At 67.3% G+C, this 18,951-nt stretch carries 19 protein-coding genes and 1 pseudogene; 13 read left to right on the forward strand and 7 right to left on the reverse strand.

Going from position 1 to position 18,951, the window contains the following annotated elements:
* Positions 1-78: 78 nt before the first annotated feature.
* Together AC0IZJ_RS11455 and AC0IZJ_RS11460 are read right to left on the reverse strand one after the other, a co-directional pair.
* Positions 79-981, reverse strand: a complete 903-nt coding sequence (locus tag AC0IZJ_RS11455; RefSeq protein ID WP_471849719.1) for a DMT family transporter — start codon at positions 979-981, stop codon at positions 79-81.
* Positions 981-2,105 carry an aromatic ring-hydroxylating oxygenase subunit alpha gene (locus AC0IZJ_RS11460; protein ID WP_471849721.1) on the reverse strand — a complete coding sequence of 375 codons (1,125 nt, stop codon included), beginning with the start codon at positions 2,103-2,105 and terminating at the stop codon, positions 981-983. The genes AC0IZJ_RS11455 and AC0IZJ_RS11460 overlap by 1 nt, the downstream gene beginning before the upstream one ends.
* 256 nt (positions 2,106-2,361) lie before the next feature.
* On the opposite strand from AC0IZJ_RS11460, the gene xseB reads away from it, so the two are divergent.
* From xseB to dxs, 3 genes are read left to right on the forward strand one after another with little or no spacing between them, the layout of a single operon-like run.
* The gene (xseB, locus tag AC0IZJ_RS11465; RefSeq protein ID WP_471849723.1) at positions 2,362-2,613 is read left to right on the forward strand and encodes an exodeoxyribonuclease VII small subunit; all 252 of its coding nucleotides are present in this window, start codon (positions 2,362-2,364) and stop codon (positions 2,611-2,613) included.
* 2 nt (positions 2,614-2,615) lie between these two features.
* Positions 2,616-3,503, forward strand: coding sequence for a polyprenyl synthetase family protein (locus AC0IZJ_RS11470; protein ID WP_471849725.1), 888 nt, complete (start codon positions 2,616-2,618; stop codon positions 3,501-3,503).
* 10 nt (positions 3,504-3,513) lie between these two features.
* Positions 3,514-5,409, forward strand: coding sequence for a 1-deoxy-D-xylulose-5-phosphate synthase (gene dxs / locus AC0IZJ_RS11475; protein WP_471849727.1), 1,896 nt, complete (start codon positions 3,514-3,516; stop codon positions 5,407-5,409).
* On the opposite strand, the gene AC0IZJ_RS11480 is transcribed toward dxs, so the two are convergent.
* Complete coding sequence (locus AC0IZJ_RS11480; protein ID WP_471849729.1) at positions 5,378-6,265, reverse strand: LysR family transcriptional regulator; 888 nt, start codon at positions 6,263-6,265, stop codon at positions 5,378-5,380. The genes dxs and AC0IZJ_RS11480 overlap by 32 nt on opposite strands.
* 70 nt (positions 6,266-6,335) lie before the next feature.
* Between AC0IZJ_RS11480 and lysA the strand changes: the two genes are divergently transcribed.
* The 7 genes from lysA to ahpF all read left to right on the forward strand — a co-directional run bounded on the left by lysA (position 6,336) and on the right by ahpF (position 13,468).
* On the forward strand, positions 6,336-7,580 hold the full coding sequence (lysA, locus tag AC0IZJ_RS11485) for a diaminopimelate decarboxylase (RefSeq protein WP_471849731.1): 1,245 nt from the start codon (positions 6,336-6,338) through the stop codon (positions 7,578-7,580).
* Between the two features lie 31 nt (positions 7,581-7,611).
* On the forward strand, positions 7,612-8,682 hold the full coding sequence (locus AC0IZJ_RS11490; RefSeq protein ID WP_471849733.1) for a Gfo/Idh/MocA family protein: 1,071 nt from the start codon (positions 7,612-7,614) through the stop codon (positions 8,680-8,682).
* Positions 8,682-9,263: an acyltransferase gene (locus AC0IZJ_RS11495; protein ID WP_471849735.1), complete on the forward strand. Its 582-nt coding sequence runs from the start codon at positions 8,682-8,684 to the stop codon at positions 9,261-9,263. The genes AC0IZJ_RS11490 and AC0IZJ_RS11495 overlap by 1 nt, the downstream gene beginning before the upstream one ends.
* The gene (locus tag AC0IZJ_RS11500; protein ID WP_471849737.1) at positions 9,263-10,360 is read left to right on the forward strand and encodes a DegT/DnrJ/EryC1/StrS family aminotransferase; all 1,098 of its coding nucleotides are present in this window, start codon (positions 9,263-9,265) and stop codon (positions 10,358-10,360) included. Before AC0IZJ_RS11495 ends, AC0IZJ_RS11500 begins: the two co-directional genes overlap by 1 nt.
* Before the next feature lie 146 nt (positions 10,361-10,506).
* Positions 10,507-11,040 (forward strand): hypothetical protein, encoded by a 534-nt coding sequence (locus tag AC0IZJ_RS11505; protein WP_471849739.1) that lies wholly within the window; start codon positions 10,507-10,509, stop codon positions 11,038-11,040.
* Between the two features lie 117 nt (positions 11,041-11,157).
* Positions 11,158-11,721: an alkyl hydroperoxide reductase subunit C gene (gene ahpC / locus AC0IZJ_RS11510; protein ID WP_471849741.1), complete on the forward strand. Its 564-nt coding sequence runs from the start codon at positions 11,158-11,160 to the stop codon at positions 11,719-11,721.
* Between the two features lie 193 nt (positions 11,722-11,914).
* Positions 11,915-13,468, forward strand: coding sequence for an alkyl hydroperoxide reductase subunit F (gene ahpF / locus AC0IZJ_RS11515; protein ID WP_471849743.1), 1,554 nt, complete (start codon positions 11,915-11,917; stop codon positions 13,466-13,468).
* Between the two features lie 198 nt (positions 13,469-13,666).
* Here the strand turns inward: ahpF and AC0IZJ_RS11520 are convergent, their stop codons facing one another.
* Together AC0IZJ_RS11520 and rarD are read right to left on the reverse strand one after the other, a co-directional pair.
* Complete coding sequence (locus AC0IZJ_RS11520; RefSeq protein ID WP_471849745.1) at positions 13,667-14,113, reverse strand: hypothetical protein; 447 nt, start codon at positions 14,111-14,113, stop codon at positions 13,667-13,669.
* Between the two features lie 50 nt (positions 14,114-14,163).
* The gene (gene rarD, locus AC0IZJ_RS11525; protein WP_471849747.1) at positions 14,164-15,060 is read right to left on the reverse strand and encodes an EamA family transporter RarD; all 897 of its coding nucleotides are present in this window, start codon (positions 15,058-15,060) and stop codon (positions 14,164-14,166) included.
* A gap of 86 nt (positions 15,061-15,146) precedes the next feature.
* Between rarD and AC0IZJ_RS11530 the strand changes: the two genes are divergently transcribed.
* Together AC0IZJ_RS11530 and AC0IZJ_RS11535 are read left to right on the forward strand one after the other, a co-directional pair.
* Positions 15,147-15,416: a MoaD/ThiS family protein gene (locus AC0IZJ_RS11530; protein WP_471849749.1), complete on the forward strand. Its 270-nt coding sequence runs from the start codon at positions 15,147-15,149 to the stop codon at positions 15,414-15,416.
* 1 nt (position 15,417) lies between these two features.
* Positions 15,418-16,491, forward strand: a complete 1,074-nt coding sequence (locus tag AC0IZJ_RS11535) for a WD40/YVTN/BNR-like repeat-containing protein (RefSeq protein WP_471849751.1) — start codon at positions 15,418-15,420, stop codon at positions 16,489-16,491.
* Here AC0IZJ_RS11535 and AC0IZJ_RS11540 read toward each other — a convergent pair.
* Positions 16,478-17,347: an ADP-polyphosphate phosphotransferase gene (locus AC0IZJ_RS11540; RefSeq protein ID WP_471849753.1), complete on the reverse strand. Its 870-nt coding sequence runs from the start codon at positions 17,345-17,347 to the stop codon at positions 16,478-16,480. The two genes, AC0IZJ_RS11535 and AC0IZJ_RS11540, sit on opposite strands and share 14 nt — an antisense overlap.
* Positions 17,348-17,646: 299 nt before the next feature.
* On the opposite strand from AC0IZJ_RS11540, the pseudogene AC0IZJ_RS11545 reads away from it, so the two are divergent.
* Positions 17,647-18,186, forward strand: a pseudogene (locus AC0IZJ_RS11545) (substrate-binding periplasmic protein); the annotation flags it as partial.
* Here the strand turns inward: AC0IZJ_RS11545 and AC0IZJ_RS11550 are convergent.
* Positions 18,179-18,946: a pseudouridine synthase gene (locus AC0IZJ_RS11550; protein WP_471849755.1), complete on the reverse strand. Its 768-nt coding sequence runs from the start codon at positions 18,944-18,946 to the stop codon at positions 18,179-18,181. The pseudogene AC0IZJ_RS11545 and the gene AC0IZJ_RS11550 sit on opposite strands and share 8 nt — an antisense overlap.
* Positions 18,947-18,951: the final 5 nt, after the last annotated feature.

The following is an 18,951-nucleotide window of genomic DNA, read 5'->3' on the forward strand; positions in this document are numbered from 1 at the left end:
ACTGCTGCGGAACCGGCTTTGCCAGGCCGCTGGCAGTTGCCCCCTTGAAGGGGGCGCGCGAAGCGCGTAGGGGGTGGGCTATCCCTCGTTGGGGTTGAACTGGCTGTCCTTGGGGGGCGGCGCCACCTTGGCGCGCAGCAGCGTGGCGATCAGGCCGGCGCCGATGATGAGCAGCATGCCGACGGTGGCCTGCCACGTCAGCGGGTCCTTGAAGAGCAGCATGCCGTAGCCAAAAGAGAAGACGATGCCAAGGTATTGCAGGCAGGCGTTCACCAGCGGTCGGCCGATGGCGTAGGCACGTGTCAGGCAGACCTGGGCAGAGGTGGCGAGCAGGCCGACGGCCAGCAGCAGCGCCGCGCCCCACAGCGTGTGCGTCTGCAGGCCCCCCTCCGTCACGGCGGTGATGAGGGCGCCGGCGATGGCGCCTCCCATCGAGAAATAGAAGACGACGCGCAGCTCCGGCTCGCCGGCCCGGCCCAGCGCCGTGACCTGCAGATAGGCCATCGCCGCCAGCATGCCCGACACCAGCCCGGCCAAACCGTGCCACAGCTGCTGCTGGTCCAGTGTCGGGCGCAGGATCAGCGCGACGCCGGCGAAGCCGAGCAGCACGGAGGCCATCAGCCGCCAGTCCAGCTTCTGCGCGCCCATCAGCACGGCGCCGCCGAGCAGGAAGAGGGCCATCCAGACCGAAGACATGTAGTTCAGCGTCATGGCCGTGGCCAGCGGCAGCTTGGCGATGGCGTAGAACCACAGGCACAGCGAGGTGACGCCCGAGATGCTGCGCCACAGGTGCATGCCGGGCAGTTTCGTACCCAGGCTGATGCCCTGCTGCCGCATCAGCAAAGCCATCGCGGTCATGCCGACGAGGCCGCGGTACATGACGATCTCGCTGGCTGCGTAGAGCTCACTGGCCAGCTTGACGCAGACGCCCATGGTGGCGAACAAGAGCGTCGCCAGCACCATGAGCAGCGGGGCGGGCATTACGGCGGCGTACCGATCTCGTTGCCGAGTTCTTTGCGATACCACTCATGGAAGTGCTGCATGCCGTCTTCCATGGGGCTCTGGTAAGGGCCGGTTTCGTTGTCGCCGCGCATCATCAGCGCCTTGCGGCCGGCGTCCATGCGCTCGGCGATCTCGTCGTCTTCCACGCAGGTTTCCATGTAGGCGGCTTGGTGGGCCTCGACGAAGTCGCGCTCGAAAGCGACGATCTCCTCGGGGTAATAGAACTCGACGAGGTTGAGCGTCTTCTGTGGCCCCTGCGGATGCAGCGTCGACACGACCAGCACGTGCGGGTACCACTCCACCATGATGTGCGGGTAGTAGGTCAGCCAGATCGCGCCTGACTCGGGCGGGCGGCCTTCGCGGAACTTCAGCAACTGGTCGTGCCAGCGCTGGTAGACCGGCGAACCGGGGCGCTCCAGGTCGTTCTGCACGCCGACGGTCTGCACCGAGTGGTGCTTGCCGAACTCCCAGGCCAGGTCGTCGCAGCTGACGAAGCCACCCAGGCCGGGGTGGAAGGGGCCGACGTGGTAGTCCTCGAGGTAGACCTCGATGAAGGTCTTCCAGTTGTAGTTGCACTCGTGGGCCTGGACCTTGTCGAGCACGTAGCCAGAGAAGTCGAGCTGGGCGCGCGGGCCGAGCTGGGCGAGTTCGGCGGCGACGTCATGCCCGTTGGCTTCGAACAGCAGGCCGTTCCATTCCTGAAGCTTGTAGCGGTTCAGGTTCAGGCAGGGGTCCTGCTCGAAATGCGGCGCGCCGATCAATTCGCCCTGATGTGAATAGGTCCAGCGGTGCAGCGGGCAGACGATGTTGGCCTTCGTGTTGCCACGCCCGCGCAGCATGACCGCCTGGCGATGGCGGCAGACGTTGGAGATCAGCTCGATGCCTTGGGCCGAACGCACCAGCGCACGGCCTTCGCCTTCCTGGGGCAGGGCGTAATGGTCGCCGATTTCAGGGACAGCCAGTGCATGGCCGACATAGCGGGGCCCTCGCTGAAAGATGCTGGCCTGCTCGCGATGGAACAGATCGGGATCGAAATAGGCGCTCACCGGGAGCTGGGTCTGGCTGCGTTGGAGCGCCGAGACGGGAAGACTCAGGTCGGACATGATCCAGGCGGGTCTTTCAGGGGGGTAGGGGTGCTGCGTCCCTCCGGCGCATCTCGTTGCCGAGTCGGCCAGGTTGCTAGGTGGTGGATGGGGGCGGATCGCGCTGGCGCGCGTCAACCATGAAGATTGCGCGATCGCGCGGCCGCGGGGAGAGGGTCGGGATTCTACCCAGGGCGTCCGTCACCGGCTACCGCAAGGCTTTGGAGGCGGGGAATGTCAAAACCCGCTGACTACAATCGCTGTTTCGCGTTCTGAAATGACAAAGTCCTCCCCCCGCACCAAGGCCGCCGCGACAGACGGCAGTGAACTCAGCTACGAGCAAGCGCTCGATGAGCTTGAGCGCCTGGTAGCGGCCATGGAGGGCCAGCAGCTGCCCCTGGACCAGCTCCTGCAAAGCTACAAGCGCGGGGCAGAACTGCTGACCCTGTGCCGTGGTCGCCTGCAGGCGGTGGAACAGCAGGTCAAGCTGCTGGACGGTGCTGAATTGAAGGCCTGGGAGGGCTCCTGAACATGGATGCAAAGGACTTTGACCACTGGGTGGACACGTCGCTGAGCGCTTTTGAAGCGGTCATCGACAGCCTGGTGCCCGCGAATGCGCCGGCCGGCCTCGGCGAGGCCATGCGCTACGCCGTGCTGGGCGGCGGCAAGCGGCTGCGGCCGCTGCTGGTGCTGGCGAGCTGCGCAGCCGTCAACGGCGACGGGTTTGCGGCGATGCGTGCCGCCTGCGCCGTCGAGCTGATCCACGCTTACTCGCTGGTACACGACGACATGCCCTGCATGGACAACGACGTGCTGCGCCGTGGCAAGCCAACCACACATGTGGCCTTCGGCGAAGCCCAGGCCATGCTGGCCGGTGACGCGATGCAGGCCCTGGCCTTTGATGTGCTCACGCCGGACGACGGCATCGAGCCCGCGTTGCAGGCCCGGCTGTGTGCGCTGCTGGCCCGCTCATCCGGCTACGACGGCATGGCCGGTGGCCAGGCTATCGATCTCGCCAGCATCGGCAAGCAGCTCGACGAACGCACGCTGCGCGACATGCACCGCCGCAAGACCGGCGTGCTGTTGCAGGCCAGCGTGATGATGGGCGCGGCCTGCGGCGTTGCATCCGCGCAGGCCACGAAGGCGCTGTCCGACTACGGTGCAGCGCTGGGCCTGGCTTTCCAGGTCGTCGACGACATCCTCGACGTGACCCAGGAATCGCATGTGCTGGGCAAGACCGCCGGCAAGGACCAGGACGCCAACAAGCCGACCTATGTCAGCGTGCTGGGACTGGAGCCGGCTCGCAGGCTGGCCCAGGAACTGCGCATCGAAGCCAAGCGGGCGCTGGTCGCCAGCGAGCTGGCCGACGTCAGCCACCTGAGCCTGCTGGCCGATTCGGTCGTCGAGCGCGTGAACTGAGGGCTTTGCCATGGAATACACGTTGCTGAACGGCATCGACACTCCGGCCGACCTGCGCCGGCTGCCGCGCACCGAGCTGCGCAATCTTGCCGACGAACTGCGCGCCTACGTGCTGGACAGCGTCTCCAAGACCGGCGGTCACCTGGGCTCCAACCTGGGCACGGTGGAGCTGACCGTGGCCCTGCACTACGTCTACAACACGCCGGAAGACCGGCTGGTGTGGGACGTCGGCCACCAGACCTACCCGCACAAGGTGCTGACCGGCCGGCGCGACCGCATGCCGGGCCTGCGCCAGCTGGGCGGTATCAGCGGCTTCCCGCGCCGCGACGAGAGCGAGTACGACACCTTCGGCACCGGCCATTCGTCCACCAGCATCTCCGCGGCCCACGGCATGGCCATGGCGGCCAAGCTCAAGGGCGAGAACCGCAAGGCCGTGGCCATCATCGGCGACGGCTCGATGACGGCCGGCATGGCCTTCGAGGCGTTGAACAACGCCGGCGTGTCCCACGGCGGCCTCATGGGCGACGTGCTCGTCATCCTGAACGACAACGACATGTCGATCAGCCCGCCGGTCGGTGCGCTGAACAAATACCTCGCGCGGCTGATGAGCGGCAGCATCTACGCCGCCGCCCGCGAAGGCGCCAAGAGCGTGCTGAAGAACACGCCCCTCTACGAGTTCGCACGCAAGTTCGAGGAGCACACCAAGGGCATGGTCGTGCCGGGCACGATCTTCGAGGAGTTCGGCTTCAACTACGTCGGTCCCATCGACGGCCACGATCTCGACTCATTGATCCCGACGCTCGAGAACCTGCGCGGCAAGAAGGGACCTCAGTTCCTCCACATCGTCACCAAGAAGGGCCAGGGCTACAAGCTCGCCGAGGCCGACCCGGTCAAGTACCACGCGGCCTCAGGCAAGTTCGATCCGGCCGTGGGCTTCGTCAAGCCGGCCACGCCGGGCAAGACCACCTTCACGCAGGTCTTCGGCGACTGGCTGTGCGACATGGCCGAGGCCGACCCGCGCCTCGTCGGCATCACGCCGGCCATGCGCGAGGGCTCGGGCATGGTCGAGTTCCACAAGCGCTTCCCGCAGCGCTATCACGACGTCGGCATCGCCGAGCAGCACTCGGTCACCTTTGCCGCCGGTATGGCCTGCGAGGGCATCAAGCCCGTCGTGGCGATCTACTCGACCTTTCTGCAGCGCGCCTACGACCAGATGATCCACGACGTGGCCATACAGAACCTGCCGGTTCTGTTCGCGCTGGATCGTGCGGGCCTGGTGGGGGCGGACGGTGCCACGCACGCGGGGAACTACGACATCGCCTACACGCGTTGCATTCCCAACATGGCCGTGCTGACGCCGGCCGATGAGGATGAGTGCCGTCAGGCCCTGTACACCGGCTTCATGCACAACGGCCCGGTGACGGTGCGCTACCCGCGCGGCGCCGGTGCCGGTGTGACGCCCGTCAAGGCGATGACGGCGCAAGCCTGGGGCAAGGGCGAGGTGCGCCGCAAGGGGCAGCGCGTGGCGATCCTGGCCTTCGGCACGCTGCTCTATCCAGCATTGGCCGCCGCCGAGCGCCTGGACGCCACGGTCGCCAACATGCGCTTCGTCAAGCCGCTGGACGCCGACCTCGTCGCCGAGCTGGCGCGCACGCACGACGCCATCGTCACCGTCGAGGACGGCTGCATCATGGGCGGCGCCGGCAGCGCCGTGACCGAGGCGCTCGCAGCGGCTGGCATCAACGTGCCCGTGCTGCAACTCGGCCTGCCCGACGAGTTCGTCGAGCACGGCGACCCGGCGAAGCTGATGAGCCTCTGCGGCCTGGACGCTGCCGGCATCGAGGCCAGCATCGTCAAGCGTTTTGGCGCGAAGCCTACCGTCGTTGCCCGCGCCGCAACGCGCTGAGCAGGCTGTCGACGAGCGGCTGCGCCGGGCGGTGCAGCGGGATCAAGGCACTGACGCGGTAGGGAATCGACACGGTCAGCTGCCGCACCTCCAGGCCTGATCCTGCGCAGGCCGCTGCAGTCAGCGGATTGACGATGGCCACGCCCAGGCCTGCGCGCACCAGTTCGCAGACGGCGACGGCACTGTGCGTCTGCAAGCGCAGACGCCGTTGCACGCCCGCCGCATCGAACCGGGCATCGATTTCGCGCCGGTAAGGGTCGTCCTGGGCCAGGCTGATGAAGTCCTGGCCGGCAAAGTCCTTCAGCGCCAGCCGCTTGCGTGACGCGAGTTCATGGCCGGCCGGCAGCACGGCCACCTCGTCCACCTCCAGCACCGGCTCCACGCGCACGCCGGGCAGTGGCGTCGCCTGCTCGGCCAAGCCCAGGTCGAAGCGCTGCTCGCTCATCCAGGCATCCAGCAGCGGCGGCTCGGCGGGCGTGATGTCGACACGCACACCGGGATGTTGCGCGAGCAAGGCCGCAAGCGCTGCGGGCAGCAGCGCATGGCTCAAGGCCGGCAGGCTCAGCACGCTCAACTCCGCGTCCGCATCGCGCCCCAGCGCCTCAGCGCGCTCGATGACGCGGGCCAGGCCCTGGAAGCTGCGCTCCACCTCGTCGAACAAGGCCCGCGCACGCGCCGTCGCCTTGAGCCGGCCGCGCTCGCGCTCGAAGAGGGCGTAGCCGAGCAGCTGTTCCAGGCGCGCAAGGTCGCGGCTCAGCGTCGGCTGCGAGGTGTGCAGCAGCGCGGCGGCGGCCGTGACGCTGCCGGCCGTCATGACGGCGCGAAAGACTTCGATGTGGCGGTGCTGGATATCCATATCAGAACTGGATTATCGGACGACAAATCGCAATTTGATTGAATCGCTTGCTCCGGGCATGCTGCAAGCCATGACCAAGCCTCTGCCTTCCTCGCTGACCCCCGGCCGCCTGCAATCCCTGGCCGCCGAACACGGCACGCCGCTCTGGGTCTATGACGCCGCCACCATCCGCGCTCGCGCCGCGTCGCTCAAGCAGTTCGACGTCGTCCGCTTTGCGCAGAAGGCCTGCTCCAACATCCATGTGCTGAAGCTCCTGCGCGAGGCGGGCATCAAGGTCGATTCCGTCTCGCGAGGCGAGATCCTGCGCGCCCTGGCCGCCGGCTACCAGACGGGCGGCGACGAGATCGTCTTCACCGCTGATCTGCTGGACCACGCCACGCTGGCCACCGTCGTCGAGCACCGCATCCCCGTCAACGCCGGGTCCATCGACATGCTGCATCAGCTGGGCGTGGCGTCACCCGGCCACCCGGTGTGGCTGCGCATCAACCCCGGCTTCGGCCATGGCCACAGCCACAAGACCAACACCGGCGGCGAGCACAGCAAGCACGGCATCTGGCATGCCGATCTGGTCGAAGCGCTGGGCGTGATCCGCAGCCACGGCCTCAAGCTCGTCGGCCTGCACATGCACATCGGCTCCGGCGTGGACTACGGCCATCTGGCCCAGGTCGGCGAGGCCATGGTGGGCCTGGTCCGCCAGACGGTCGCGGCCGGTCATGACCTGCACGCCATCTCGGCGGGCGGCGGGCTGTCGATTCCGTACCGGGAAGGCGATGCCGGCATCGACGTCGACCATTACTTCGGCCTGTGGGACGCCTCCCGCCGCCAGGCGGAAGCACTGGTCGGCCACAAGCTGACGCTGGAGCTGGAACCCGGCCGCTACCTCGTCGCCGAAAGCGCCGTGCTGCTGGCCGAGGTGAGGGCGGTCAAGAGCGCCGGCGCCAACCGCTTCGTGCTGGTGGATGCCGGCTTCAACGAGCTGATGCGCCCGGCCATGTACGGCAGCTTCCACGCGATGACGCTGTTGCCGAACGACGGCGTGGCGCGGCCGGTGCGCGAGTCGGTCGTGGCCGGCCCGCTGTGCGAGTCGGGCGACGTGTTCACGCAGGCGGCCGGCGGCGAGGTGCTGACGCGTGCCCTGCCCGAGGCAAAAGTGGGCGACCTGCTGGTGATTCACGACGCCGGCGCCTATGGTGCGTCCATGTCCAGCAACTACAACAGCCGGCCGCTTGCGGCCGAGGTGCTGGTTGATGGCGATGCGGCGCGGTTGATTCGCCGCCGGCAAACGGTCGAGGAATTGCTCGCTCTGGAGGTCTGACAATCCGGGGATTGAATTCCCCGAATCGCCCATGCCCACCTCCCGCACGCCCGTCCAGGGCCGCAAGGTTCGTTTCGCCTTGATCGGCTGCGGCCGCATCGCCCAGAACCACATTGAAGCCGTCAAGCGGCATGCCGAGCGCGCAGAGCTGGTCGCCGTGTGCGACACCGATCCCGTGGCGCTTCAGGCAGCGGCCGCTAAGACCGGTGCACGCAGCTTCACGAGCTTGACCGACCTGCTCGCCGCCAAGGCAGAGCTGGGCATCGACTGCGTCGTGCTGACCACGCCCAGCGGACTGCACCCGCGCCAGGCCATCGAGGCCGCAGCGGCGGGCCTGGACGTGATGACCGAGAAGCCCATGGCCACGCGTTGGCAGGACGGGCTGGCGATGGTCAAGGCCTGTGATGACGCCGGCGTGCGCCTTTTCGTCGTCAAGCAGAACCGCCGCAATTCGACGCTGCAACTGCTCAAGCGCGCGGTGGCCGAAGGCCGCTTCGGCCGCCTCTACAACGTCGCCGTCAATGTGTTCTGGACGCGCCCGCAGGCCTACTACGACAGCGCCGACTGGCGCGGCACCTGGGAGTTCGACGGCGGCGCGTTCATGAACCAGGCCAGCCACTACATCGACCTCCTGGACTGGATCGTCGGCCCGGTGGAAAGCGTCATGGCTTACACCGGCACGCTGGCGCGCAATATCGAGGTCGAGGACACGGGCGTGGCCGCGCTGAAATGGCGCAGTGGCGCGCTGGGCACGGTCAACGTCAGCATGCTGACCTACCCGAAGAACCTTGAAGGCTCGATCACGCTGCTAGGCGAAAAGGGCACTGCGCGGATCGGCGGGCTGGCGGTGAATGAGATCAAGCACTGGGAGTTCGACGCGCCTCACGACATGGACGCCCAGGTGGCCGATGCGAGCTATCAGACGACATCGGTCTACGGCTTCGGCCACCCGGCCTACTACGACAACGTCATCAGCACACTGCGCGGTGAAGCGCCGGCCGAGACGGATGGCCGCGAAGGCCTGAAGTCGCTGGAACTGCTGATCGCGCTCTATATGTCGGCCCGGGACGGCAAGCGCGTCAACCTGCCGCTGAATTACTGATGGCCACGACGATCCACCCCAGTGCCATCGTTGACGACGGCGCTCAGCTCGGCGATGACTGCCGCGTCTGGCACTTCGTGCACATCAGCGCCGGTGCGCGCATCGGTGCGAAGTGCTCCTTCGGCCAGAACGTCTACGTCGGCAACGACGTGCTCATCGGCAGCAACGTCAAGATCCAGAACAACGTATCCGTCTACGACGCCGTGACGCTGGAGGACGACGTTTTCTGCGGCCCGAGCATGGTGTTCACCAACGTCTACAACCCGCGCTCGGCCGTCACGCGCAAGGATGAGTACCGCCGCACGCTGGTCAAACAGGGCGCGACGCTGGGCGCCAACTCCACCATCGTCTGCGGTACGACCATCGGCCGCTACGCATTCATCGGCGCCGGGGCCGTCATCAACCGCGACGTGCCTGACTTCGCCTTGATGGTCGGCGTGCCGGCGAAGCAGATCGGCTGGATGAGCCGCTTCGGCGAGAAGCTCGAACTGCCCGTGCGCAGCACCGATCCCGTGGAAGCGACTTGTCCGCATACCGGTGACCGCTATCGCCTCATCGGCCAAACCTTGAACCTGATCTGATGGACTTCATCGACCTCAAGAGCCAGTACGCGGCGCTGCGCGACAACATCAACGCCCGCATCCAGGCGGTGCTGGACCATGGCCAGTACATCCTCGGCCCGGAGGTCAAGGAGATGGAGGCTGCCCTCATCGCCTACACGGGTGCGAAGCACTGCATCAGCGTCGCCAGCGGCACCGAGGCACTGCTGATCTGCCTGATGGCGCTGGACCTGCAGCCCGGCGACGAAGTCATCACCAGCCCCTTCACGTTCGCGGCTACCGCCGAGATGATCGTGCTGGCCGGCGGCGTGCCGGTGTTTGTCGACATCGAGCCGGACACGGCCAACATCGACGCGACGCTGATCGAAGCGGCCATCACGGCGCGGACCAAGGCCATCATGCCGGTCAGCCTGTACGGACAAGTGGCCGACATGGACGCCATCAACGCGATTGCCGGCCAGCATGGTCTGGCCGTCATCGAAGACGCGGCGCAGAGCTTCGGCGCGAGCTACAAAGGCAGGAAGAGCTGCAACCTCTCCACCTTTGGCTGCACCAGCTTCTTCCCCAGCAAGCCGCTGGGCTGCTACGGCGACGGCGGCGCCATCTTCACGAGCGATGACAGGCTGGCCCAGGCCTGCCGCGAGATTCGAACTCACGGCCAGAGCCAGCGCTATCTCCACACGCGCCTGGGCGTGGGCGGCCGCATGGACACGCTGCAATGCGCCGTCGTGCTCGGCAAGCTGGATCGTTTCGAGTGGGAAGTCCGCCGCCGCCTTGAACTCGGTGACGGCTACCGGCGCAAGCTGCGAGCCGCGGCGCCGGGCCTACAACTGCTTGCTGTGCGAGACGACCGCGACTGCGTCTGGGCGCAGTACACGGTCTTCGTGGACGACCGCGAAGCCGTGCAAGCCAAGCTGAAGGCGGCCGGCGTTCCGACAGCCGTGCACTATCCACGGCCTTTGCATCACCAACCCGCCTACGCCCGCTACGCGCGGCCCCATGACTGCCCGCACAGCATTGCCGCAGCGCAGCGCGTGATGAGCCTGCCGATGAGTGCGGACCTAACGGGCGAGCAGCAGGACCGCGTGGTCAGCGCCATCGCTGCTGCCGCTGGCTGAACCCGTTAGCCCAAAGTCCGGAGGTCATCCGGCCCTGAAAACTCGTCCCAATTCAACAGGTTGGCGGCCATGTCAGGGCTGGGGCGGCGCTGCCGTTCGGAGTCCGTGATGCCGAGGGCAAGCTGCGGCTGGCCAAGGGCCAGTCGGTGCCGAACGAGCAGATGCGCGAGGCGCTTCTGAACCGCAGCGTCTTCGTCGACATGGAGGAAGTACGCGACCCCTCGCGGCGCGGCAACAACGACGGCAGCGGCGGCGAGGATTTCTTCGCCCGCTGGGAGGCGCTGCAGACGCGGCTGTCCGTGCTGCTGCACACGGCCGCTGTCTGCCGGCTGCTGTCTCGCCGCCTGGGCTCGCCGCCGGAGCGCCAGAAGAGCCTCGTCGGCGCGGCGCTGAACGGCCATCCGTTTGCGGCGCTGCAGGTCAAGGAGCTGGGGATGTTCCCGCCCGGTACGTTGGTTAAGCTCGCGAGCGGTGAAACCGCCGTCGCCGTGCGCCGCGGAACCACAGGCAACACACCTATCGTCAGCGCCGTCATGAATCGTCAAGGAGATGCCTTCGGCTCGTCGGTTCGCCGCGACAGCGCGTCGGCTGAGCACGCCATCACGGGCATCGTCAGTGAACAGCAGCAGCGCGTGCAGTTGACGCCCAACAAGCTCTACGGCCGCCGCTACGGAGCCTGAGTCGATGGCCCGCAATAGGCTGAATCAATAACACCGATTTGATAAATGTTTTCAACTGAAAACGCTTCGCCGATATAGTTCCTCTTATCCCATCCACCCACCCCCACGGAGCAACTCATGTCCCTGATCAACACCCAAGTCCAACCCTTCAAGACCGAAGCCTTCCACAACGGCAAGTTCGTGACCGTCAGCGACGAAACGCTGAAGGGCAAGTGGTCCGTGCTGATCTTCATGCCGGCCGCTTTCACCTTCAACTGCCCGACCGAAGTGGAGGACGCGGCCGACAACTACGCCGAGTTCCAGAAGCTGGGCACCGAGGTCTACATCGTCACGACCGACACCCACTTCTCGCACAAGGTCTGGCACGAAACCTCGCCGGCCGTTGGCAAGGCCAAGTTCCCGCTGGTGGGCGACCCGACGCACACGCTGACCAACGCCTTCGGCGTGCACATCCCCGAAGAGGGCCTGGCACTGCGCGGCACCTTCGTGATCAACCCGGACGGCGTCATCAAGACCGCCGAGATCCACTCCAACGAGATCGCCCGTGACGTCAAGGAAACGCTGCGCAAGCTGAAGGCCGCCCAGTACACCGCCGCTCACCCTGGTCAGGTCTGCCCGGCCAAGTGGAACGAAGGCGCCAAGACGATCGCTCCGTCGCTGGATCTGGTCGGCAAAATCTGATGACCTTGAGGGTCAGACCGCAGCCGCGCAGCGGCGACCTCTGACCCCAACTGATCAAGATGCCATTTGCAGGGAGCCCGGGAGGGCTCCTTCCTTCCGCAGAGCCTCACAGGTTCTGCTGAAAGGGCCTCCGCCCCCGGGGACCCTTTCAGCAGTGGCCGATGTCGCCACGCCTTACTGAAAGGACCTCACCATGTTGGACGCCGCACTGAAGACCCAGCTCCAGGGTTACCTGGATCACGTCAAGGTCCCCTTCGAAATCATCGCCTCGCTGGACAACTCCGCGTCCAGCGACGAGATGCGTGAACTGCTCGAAGAGATCGTCGGCATGAACGACAAGATCTCGTTCCGTGCCGATGGCGTCGACACGCGCACGCCGTCATTCCTTCTGCGTCGAACGGGCACGGAGCAGTCGCTGCGCTTCGCCGCCATCCCGCTCGGCCATGAATTCACGTCGCTGGTGCTGGCGCTGCTGTGGACCGGCGGCCACCCGCCCAAGGTCGAGCAGGCGCAGATCGATGCCGTCAAGGCGCTGGACGCCGATCTCGACTTCGAGGTCTACATGAGCCTGACCTGCCACAACTGCCCGGACGTCGTCCAGGCGCTGTCGCTGATGTCCATCGTCAACCCGCGCATCCGCACCACCGTCATCGACGGCGGCCTGTTCCAGAGCGAGGTCGAGGGGCGCGACATCATGGCCGTGCCGGCCGTGTGGCTGAACGGCCAGCCGTTCGCTTCGGGCCGCATGTCACTCGAAGAGATCGTCGCGAAGCTCGACACCGGCGCCGCCGCGCGTGACGCCAAGAAGCTCGATGCCGAGGAGCCGTACGACATGCTCATCATCGGCGGCGGCCCTGCGGGTGCTGCGGCGGCCGTGTATGCCGCCCGCAAGGGCATCCGCACCGGCGTGGCCGCCGAGCGCTTCGGCGGCCAGGTCAATGACACGCTGGGCATCGAGAACTACATCTCCGTCTCCGTGACCGACGGTCCCAAGTTTGCCGCCGCGCTGGAAGGCCACGTCAAGGACTACAAGGTCGACATCCACAACCTGCAGCGCGCCGAGAAGCTCACGCCTGCCGCTCAGCCGGGTGGTTATGTCGAAGTCGAACTGACCAACGGCGCCAAGCTCAAGGGCAAGACCGTCATCCTGTCCACTGGCGCTCGCTGGCGCAACGTCAATGTGCCCGGCGAGGCCGAGTACAAGAACAAGGGCGTGGCCTACTGCCCGCACTGCGACGGCCCGCTGTTCAAGGGCAAGCCGGTCGCGGTCATCGGCGGTGGCAATTCGGGCGTCGAGGCCGCTATCGACCTGGCCGGCATCGTCAGACACGTGACGCTGATTGAATTCGGCGCCGAGCTGCGCGCCGACGCGGTGCTGGTCAACAAGCTCAAGAGCCTGCCCAACGTCACCATCCATACCAATGCGCAGACGACCGAGTTCACCGGCACGAACGGCAAGCTCGACGGCCTGAACTACACCGACCGTGTGTCCGGTGAAAGCAGACGCGTGGAGGTTGAAGGCTGCTTCGTGCAGATCGGCCTGGTGCCCAACACCGAATGGCTGCGCGGCACGCTGGAGCTGAGCAAGCACGGCGAAATCGTCGTCGACCCCAAGGGCGCCACGTCCCTCCCGGGGGTGTTCGCAGCGGGCGACGTGACGACCGTGCCCTTCAAGCAGATCATCATCGCCGCCGGTGACGGCGCGAAGGCGGCGCTGGGTGCCTTCGACTACCTGATGCGGAACTGACGGCCCCTCGCCCAGTCCCACCTCGCTGAACGCGGTGGGCCTGGTCGGTCCCCCGAGGGGACGGCGATGCTTTCGGCATCAAGCCGCAAGCACATCGCCAGATGGGCCGGCTTGGGAGCGGCCCGGCGCTCGGCCCAAAAACATGCACTACGGCCGCGGGCGACTGTCGTGGCACCCGAGCGGTCCGCAGGAGACGGCTCAGCGCAGCGTGTAGCCGCGCCCGTCCATGCAGGCTTCGACGGCGCGGTTGAACACGCTGGCGTCGGCCATTGCGGCCTGCTGCGTCGTCGCCCAGCGGTTGCATTCGCGGTTGTCGGCCTCCAACTGCGCGCTGCTCTGGCCGTTGCGCGGATAGATGACCGGCTCGGCGCGGCTTGGCGCATAGACCGGCGCGGGGGGAGGCAGCGGGGCCGGTGGCGGCACGTAGACCACTTCGGGCGCCCGTTCCGCGCGGTCCGCCTGGTTGGCCAGTGCGATCAGCGGCACGGCCACTGCCAGGCCAAACACCAAGCCGCCTAGGCCCGAACCACGGTAGTGGTGGTGGTGATGGTGGCGCTGCTGCGAGTAGTAGCGCGGCCCGGCGCTGGCAGCACCGGCGGCGGCGACGAGCGTGGAGACGATCAAAGTGCGGACGAGCGTTTTCATGGCGAACCCACTGAGGTGACAAGCGTCAACGTTGCGTTACGGGTTTCGGTTTACACCGGGCCGGCCAGATCAGCCGTAACCATGCGTTGCCCTTGGCGACGCGCTTGCCACAGGCCTTCTGCGCTGTAGACCGCCAAGGCACCCCAGATGAAGGCGAACGCGACCAGCCGCGTCGCGTCCATGGGCTCCTTGAACAGGAACACGCCGAGCAGGAACTGCAGCGACGGCGACACGTACTGCACCAGCCCCAGCGTTGCCAGCGGCAGGCGCCGGGCACCGGCCGCGAACAGCAGCAGGCTGCCGGCCGTCACAGGCCCGGTGCCGACGAGCCAGGCCCAGTCCACCGCCGTCTGCCCCGCCATGCTGCCGTCCTGCGACCACCAGATCAGCCCGGCGGCGGCCAGCGGCGCCAGGATCAGCGTCTCCAGCGTCAGGCCCTCGATGGCACCCAGCGCGGCCGTCTTGCGCATCAGTCCGTAGAGGCCGAAGCTGACCGCCAGCACCAGGGCCACCCAGGGCAGGCGCCCGGCCGCCACGGTCAGCCAGATGACGCCGAAGGCCGCCAGGCCGACCGCAAACCACTGCACCGGCCGCGGCCGTTCATGCAGCACGGCGAAGCCGAGCGCCACGTTGACCAGCGGGTTGATGAAGTAGCCCAGGCTTGCGTCTATGACATGACCATGGCCGACGGACCAGACATAGGTCAGCCAGTTGATGGCGATCAGCGTGGCCGACACCGCAAAGCGCCGCCAGGTCGCCCCGCTGACCGTCTTCAGCCAGACCAGATGGCGTGTCACCAGCAGCACGACGGCGACGAAGACCAGCGACCACAGGGTCCGGTGCGCAACGATCTGCAGGGCCGGCACGCTGGCGATCTGGCGGAAGTAGAGCGGGAACAGGCCCCAGCTCAGGTAGGCGCCGAGGGCGAAGAGGACACCGGAGTTCATCGCCGGCATTCTCGTTGCGGGTTAGTCCGGAGGTTTTCGTAGGGGCTCGGCGGTCGAATCGACACCACCTCATTCGTCATGCTTTGATGGCCCTTGTTGAATTCACGCCCCAGTTGCGCCGCTTCGTCGATGCACCGTCCTGCCAGTGCGAAGCGGCCACGCTGCGCGAAGCGCTAGATGCCGCCTTTGCCGAGCAGCCGCGGCTGCGCGGTTACATCCTCGACGAGCAGGGCCATCTGCGCGTCAACGTGGTCGTCTTCATCGATGGCCGACGGGCGCGTGACCTGCGCGGCCTGACCGACCCGTTGCGGGCCGACAGCCGCATCCATGTCCTGCAAGCACTCTCCGGAGGTTGAGATGACCACAGACCGCGCCTGGGCCGCGACCCGAAAAGGCCTTTTCGAGCTGCGCCGCCGCGCCGGCAGCTGGCGCATCGAGAACCTCAGCTTCGTGGCCGACCCGGTCACCATGCTGCTGCCGCCCGATGCCTCGGGCCACATGCTGGCCGGGCTCAACCTGGGCCACTTCGGTGCCAAGCTGCAGGCCAGCGACGATGCCGGCCGGACCTGGCGCGAGGTGGCCTCACCCAGCTTTCCGCCGCAGCCCGAGGGTGCCGAAGGGCCGGCGTGGAAGCTGGAGCAGGTGTTCGCGCTGGAGCGTTCGGGCGACGCCATCTGGTGCGGCAGCATCCCCGGCGGGCTGTTCGTCAGCCGCGACCGTGGCGAGTCGTGGCAGCTTGATGAGACGCTGTGGCGGGACCCGCGCCGCGAGCAGTGGATGGGCGGCGGCAACCCGGCGCCGGCCCTGCACTCGATCTGCCCGCATCCCCAGCATGCCGAGGAGTTGCTCGTGGGCGTGTCCTGCGGCGGCGCCTGGCGCACCACCGATGGCGGCGGCAGCTGGGGCCTGCGGGCCAAGGGCATGCGTGCCGACTTCATGCCGCCGGAAATGGCCGGCGACGAAAACTCGCAGGACCCGCACCTCATCGCCCGTTGCCGCGACGTGCCCGACGTGCTCTGGTGCCAGCACCACTGCGGCATCTTCCGCAGCGGCGACAACGGTGCGACGTGGGTGGAGCTGCAGGCCCAGCCATCGAGCTTCGGCTTCGCGGTCGCCGCGCATCCGCACGACCCGCAGACCGCCTGGTTCGCACCCGCCATCAAGGACGAACGCCGCATCCCCGTCGACAGCGCCCTGTGCGTGACCCGCACCCGCGACGGCGGCCAGACTTTCGAGGCCTTGCGCACCGGCCTGCTGCAGACGCACTGCTACGACCTGATTTACCGCCACGGCCTGGCGGTGGACGACAGCGGCGAGCAACTGGTGATGGGCTCGACCACCGGCGGCCTGTGGGCCAGCGGCGACGCGGGCGACAGCTGGCAGACCATCTCGGCCCACCTGCCGCCCATTTACGCCGTCAAGTTCGGCTGAGCCGGTCCCGGATATCGGCCAGTTCGGCCTCGCCGAGGCTGGACTCCGGATAACTCATCTTCAACGTTGCCAGCGCGTCGACGACGACCTGCGACACGATCAGCCGCGCGTTTCGCTTGTCGTCCGCCGGCACCACGTACCAGGGCGCCTGCTTGCTGCTGGTGGCCTGCAGCATTTCGCGGTAGGCCTGCATGTACTTGGGCCACAGTTCGCGCTCGTCCAGGTCGGCGGCGCTGAACTTCCAGTTTTTCGCCGGGTCGTCCAGCCGCGCCAGGAAGCGCTGTCGCTGCTCTTCCTTGGACAGGTGCAGGAAGAACTTGATGACCCGCGTGCCGTTGCGGTGCAGGTGCTGCTCCAGGTTGTTGATGGAGGCGTAGCGCTCGTCCCAGAGCTTGGTCGGCTTGGCCGTCGACTTCGGCAGCGACTGCGCCGCCAGGATCTCCGGGTGCACACGCACGATCAGCACCTCCTCGTAGTAGGAGCGGTTGAAGATGCCGATGCGCCCGCGTTCGGGCAGCGACTGCGTGGTGCGCCACAGGAAGTCGTGGTCCAGCTCCTGCGCGCTCGGGTGCTTGAAGCTGAAGACCTGGCAGCCCTGCGGGTTCACGCCCGACATCACGTGCTTGATGATGCTGTCCTTGCCGGCCGCGTCCATGGCCTGGAAGACCAGCAGCAGTGAGTAGCGGTTGTGGGCGTAGAGCAGGTTCTGCAGCTCGCTGAGGCGCTCGACCTGGGCACCGAGCTGGCGCTTGTAGTCGTCTTCGTCGCTATACAGCGCTTCCACGGCCGTGGGCCAATGCTTGAGCTTGACCTTTTCGCCTTGCGGGACGCGGTAGGCCGAGGTGTCGACGGGCATGGATGCATCTTCCTGTGAGCGGGGCAGAGTCGCAGCCTAACGTCACGGCCGCCGGGCCGCTGTCGGACTCCGCCCCTTACCTGAAATCACCGTGTCGCAGTGATCACCAGCTATTCTTTATTGACGGCCCAAAGACGGGCGCCGAGATGCGACAACGACTGCTGATTGCGCTGCTGGTTCTGTGCGCGCCGTTCGAGGCTGCGGCGGGCTGCGTGCGGCCGTGGCGCGTGCCCTTCGAGGACTGGCGGCCGTATTCCTTCATCGACGCCTCGGGGCGCCACACCGGCCTCGAGACCGAGATGCTCGCCGCCGTCGCTCGCGAGATGGACTGCACGGTGGAGTACGTGCGCGACCTGCCACGCAACCGCCGCCTGCCCATGCTGGCTGCGGGCGAACTGGACCTGCTGGTTGCCGCGTCCTATGACGGGCCGGACGACCCGGCGGTGTCCTGGTTCACCCGCCCCTACCGCGACGAGGAGTTCGGCGCCTTCATGCGTGCGGACGACCGGCGCGCCCGGCCGCCGCCGCAGACGCTGTCCCAGGTGCTGGAGGTTGGCTTGCGTCTGTTGGCCCACCGGGGCCCCAGCGTCGTGCCCATCGTCGACGAGTTCGCGGCGCGCCGGCGGCTCACCTCCTTCGAGGACTACGCCAAGGGCGTGCGACTGCTCAAGCTGGAGCGGGGCGACGTGCTCATCGGCGACCGGCTTGCCGTGCTGTTTGCGGCCCGCGCGGCCGGTGTCGCCGTGACCGAGCTGGCTCTGCCCGTGCGCCGCGATGTGGTGGCCTACAAGCTGAGCCGCAAGCACTTCGGCGAGGCCGAGGTGGCTCGCTTCAACGAGGCCATCCTGCGTCTGGATGCGCAGGGGGAACTGCGGCGGATTCGCAGCCGCTGGCTGGAATCGACGGCCACGCTGCGCCAGGCAGCAGCCAGGCCGCGGGCGGCGCTTCCAGCGTCAGCGCCGCACCGCTGATCGGGTGCTTCAGCGCCAGCCGCTGGGCATGCAGCCACAGCCGGTTCACGCCGAGGAAGGCCGCGACTGCGCGGTTCAACGGTCCCTTGCCATGCGTGGCGTCGCCGAGGATGGGATGGGCGATGTGCTTGAGGTGGCGGCGGATCTGGTGGCGGCGGCCCTGCAGCGGCTCGGCCTCCAGCAGTGCGACGCGGGTGCCTGCAAAGCGCGGGTCGATGGCGACGGGCCACTCGATGCGGTCCAGCACGCGCCAGCGCGTCTGCGCCGCGAGCATGGTCTGTCCAGCCGACGGCAGCTCGGGGTCGCGGGCCAGCGGATGGTCGATGAGGCCGTCGTCCAGCGCCGGCCAGCCGCGCACGAGGGCCAGGTAGCGCTTGGCCATGCGCCCCTGCTCGAACATCGCGCCCAGCAGCGATGCGACGTCGGGCGACAGCGCGAACAGCAGCACGCCCGAGGTGCCACGGTCCAGCCGGTGCGCGGGCCAGACGGGCCGGCCGAGCTGGTCGCGCAGCAGTTGCAGCGCGGCCTGCTCCTCACGCGCGGCGAGCTGGGTGCGGTGCACCAGCAAGCCAGGCGGCTTGTCGATGGCGACGAGGTGCTCGTCGAGGTGCAGGACCGTCAGCGTCATGCCCG

The organism is Roseateles sp. AC306, from assembly GCF_979253795.1.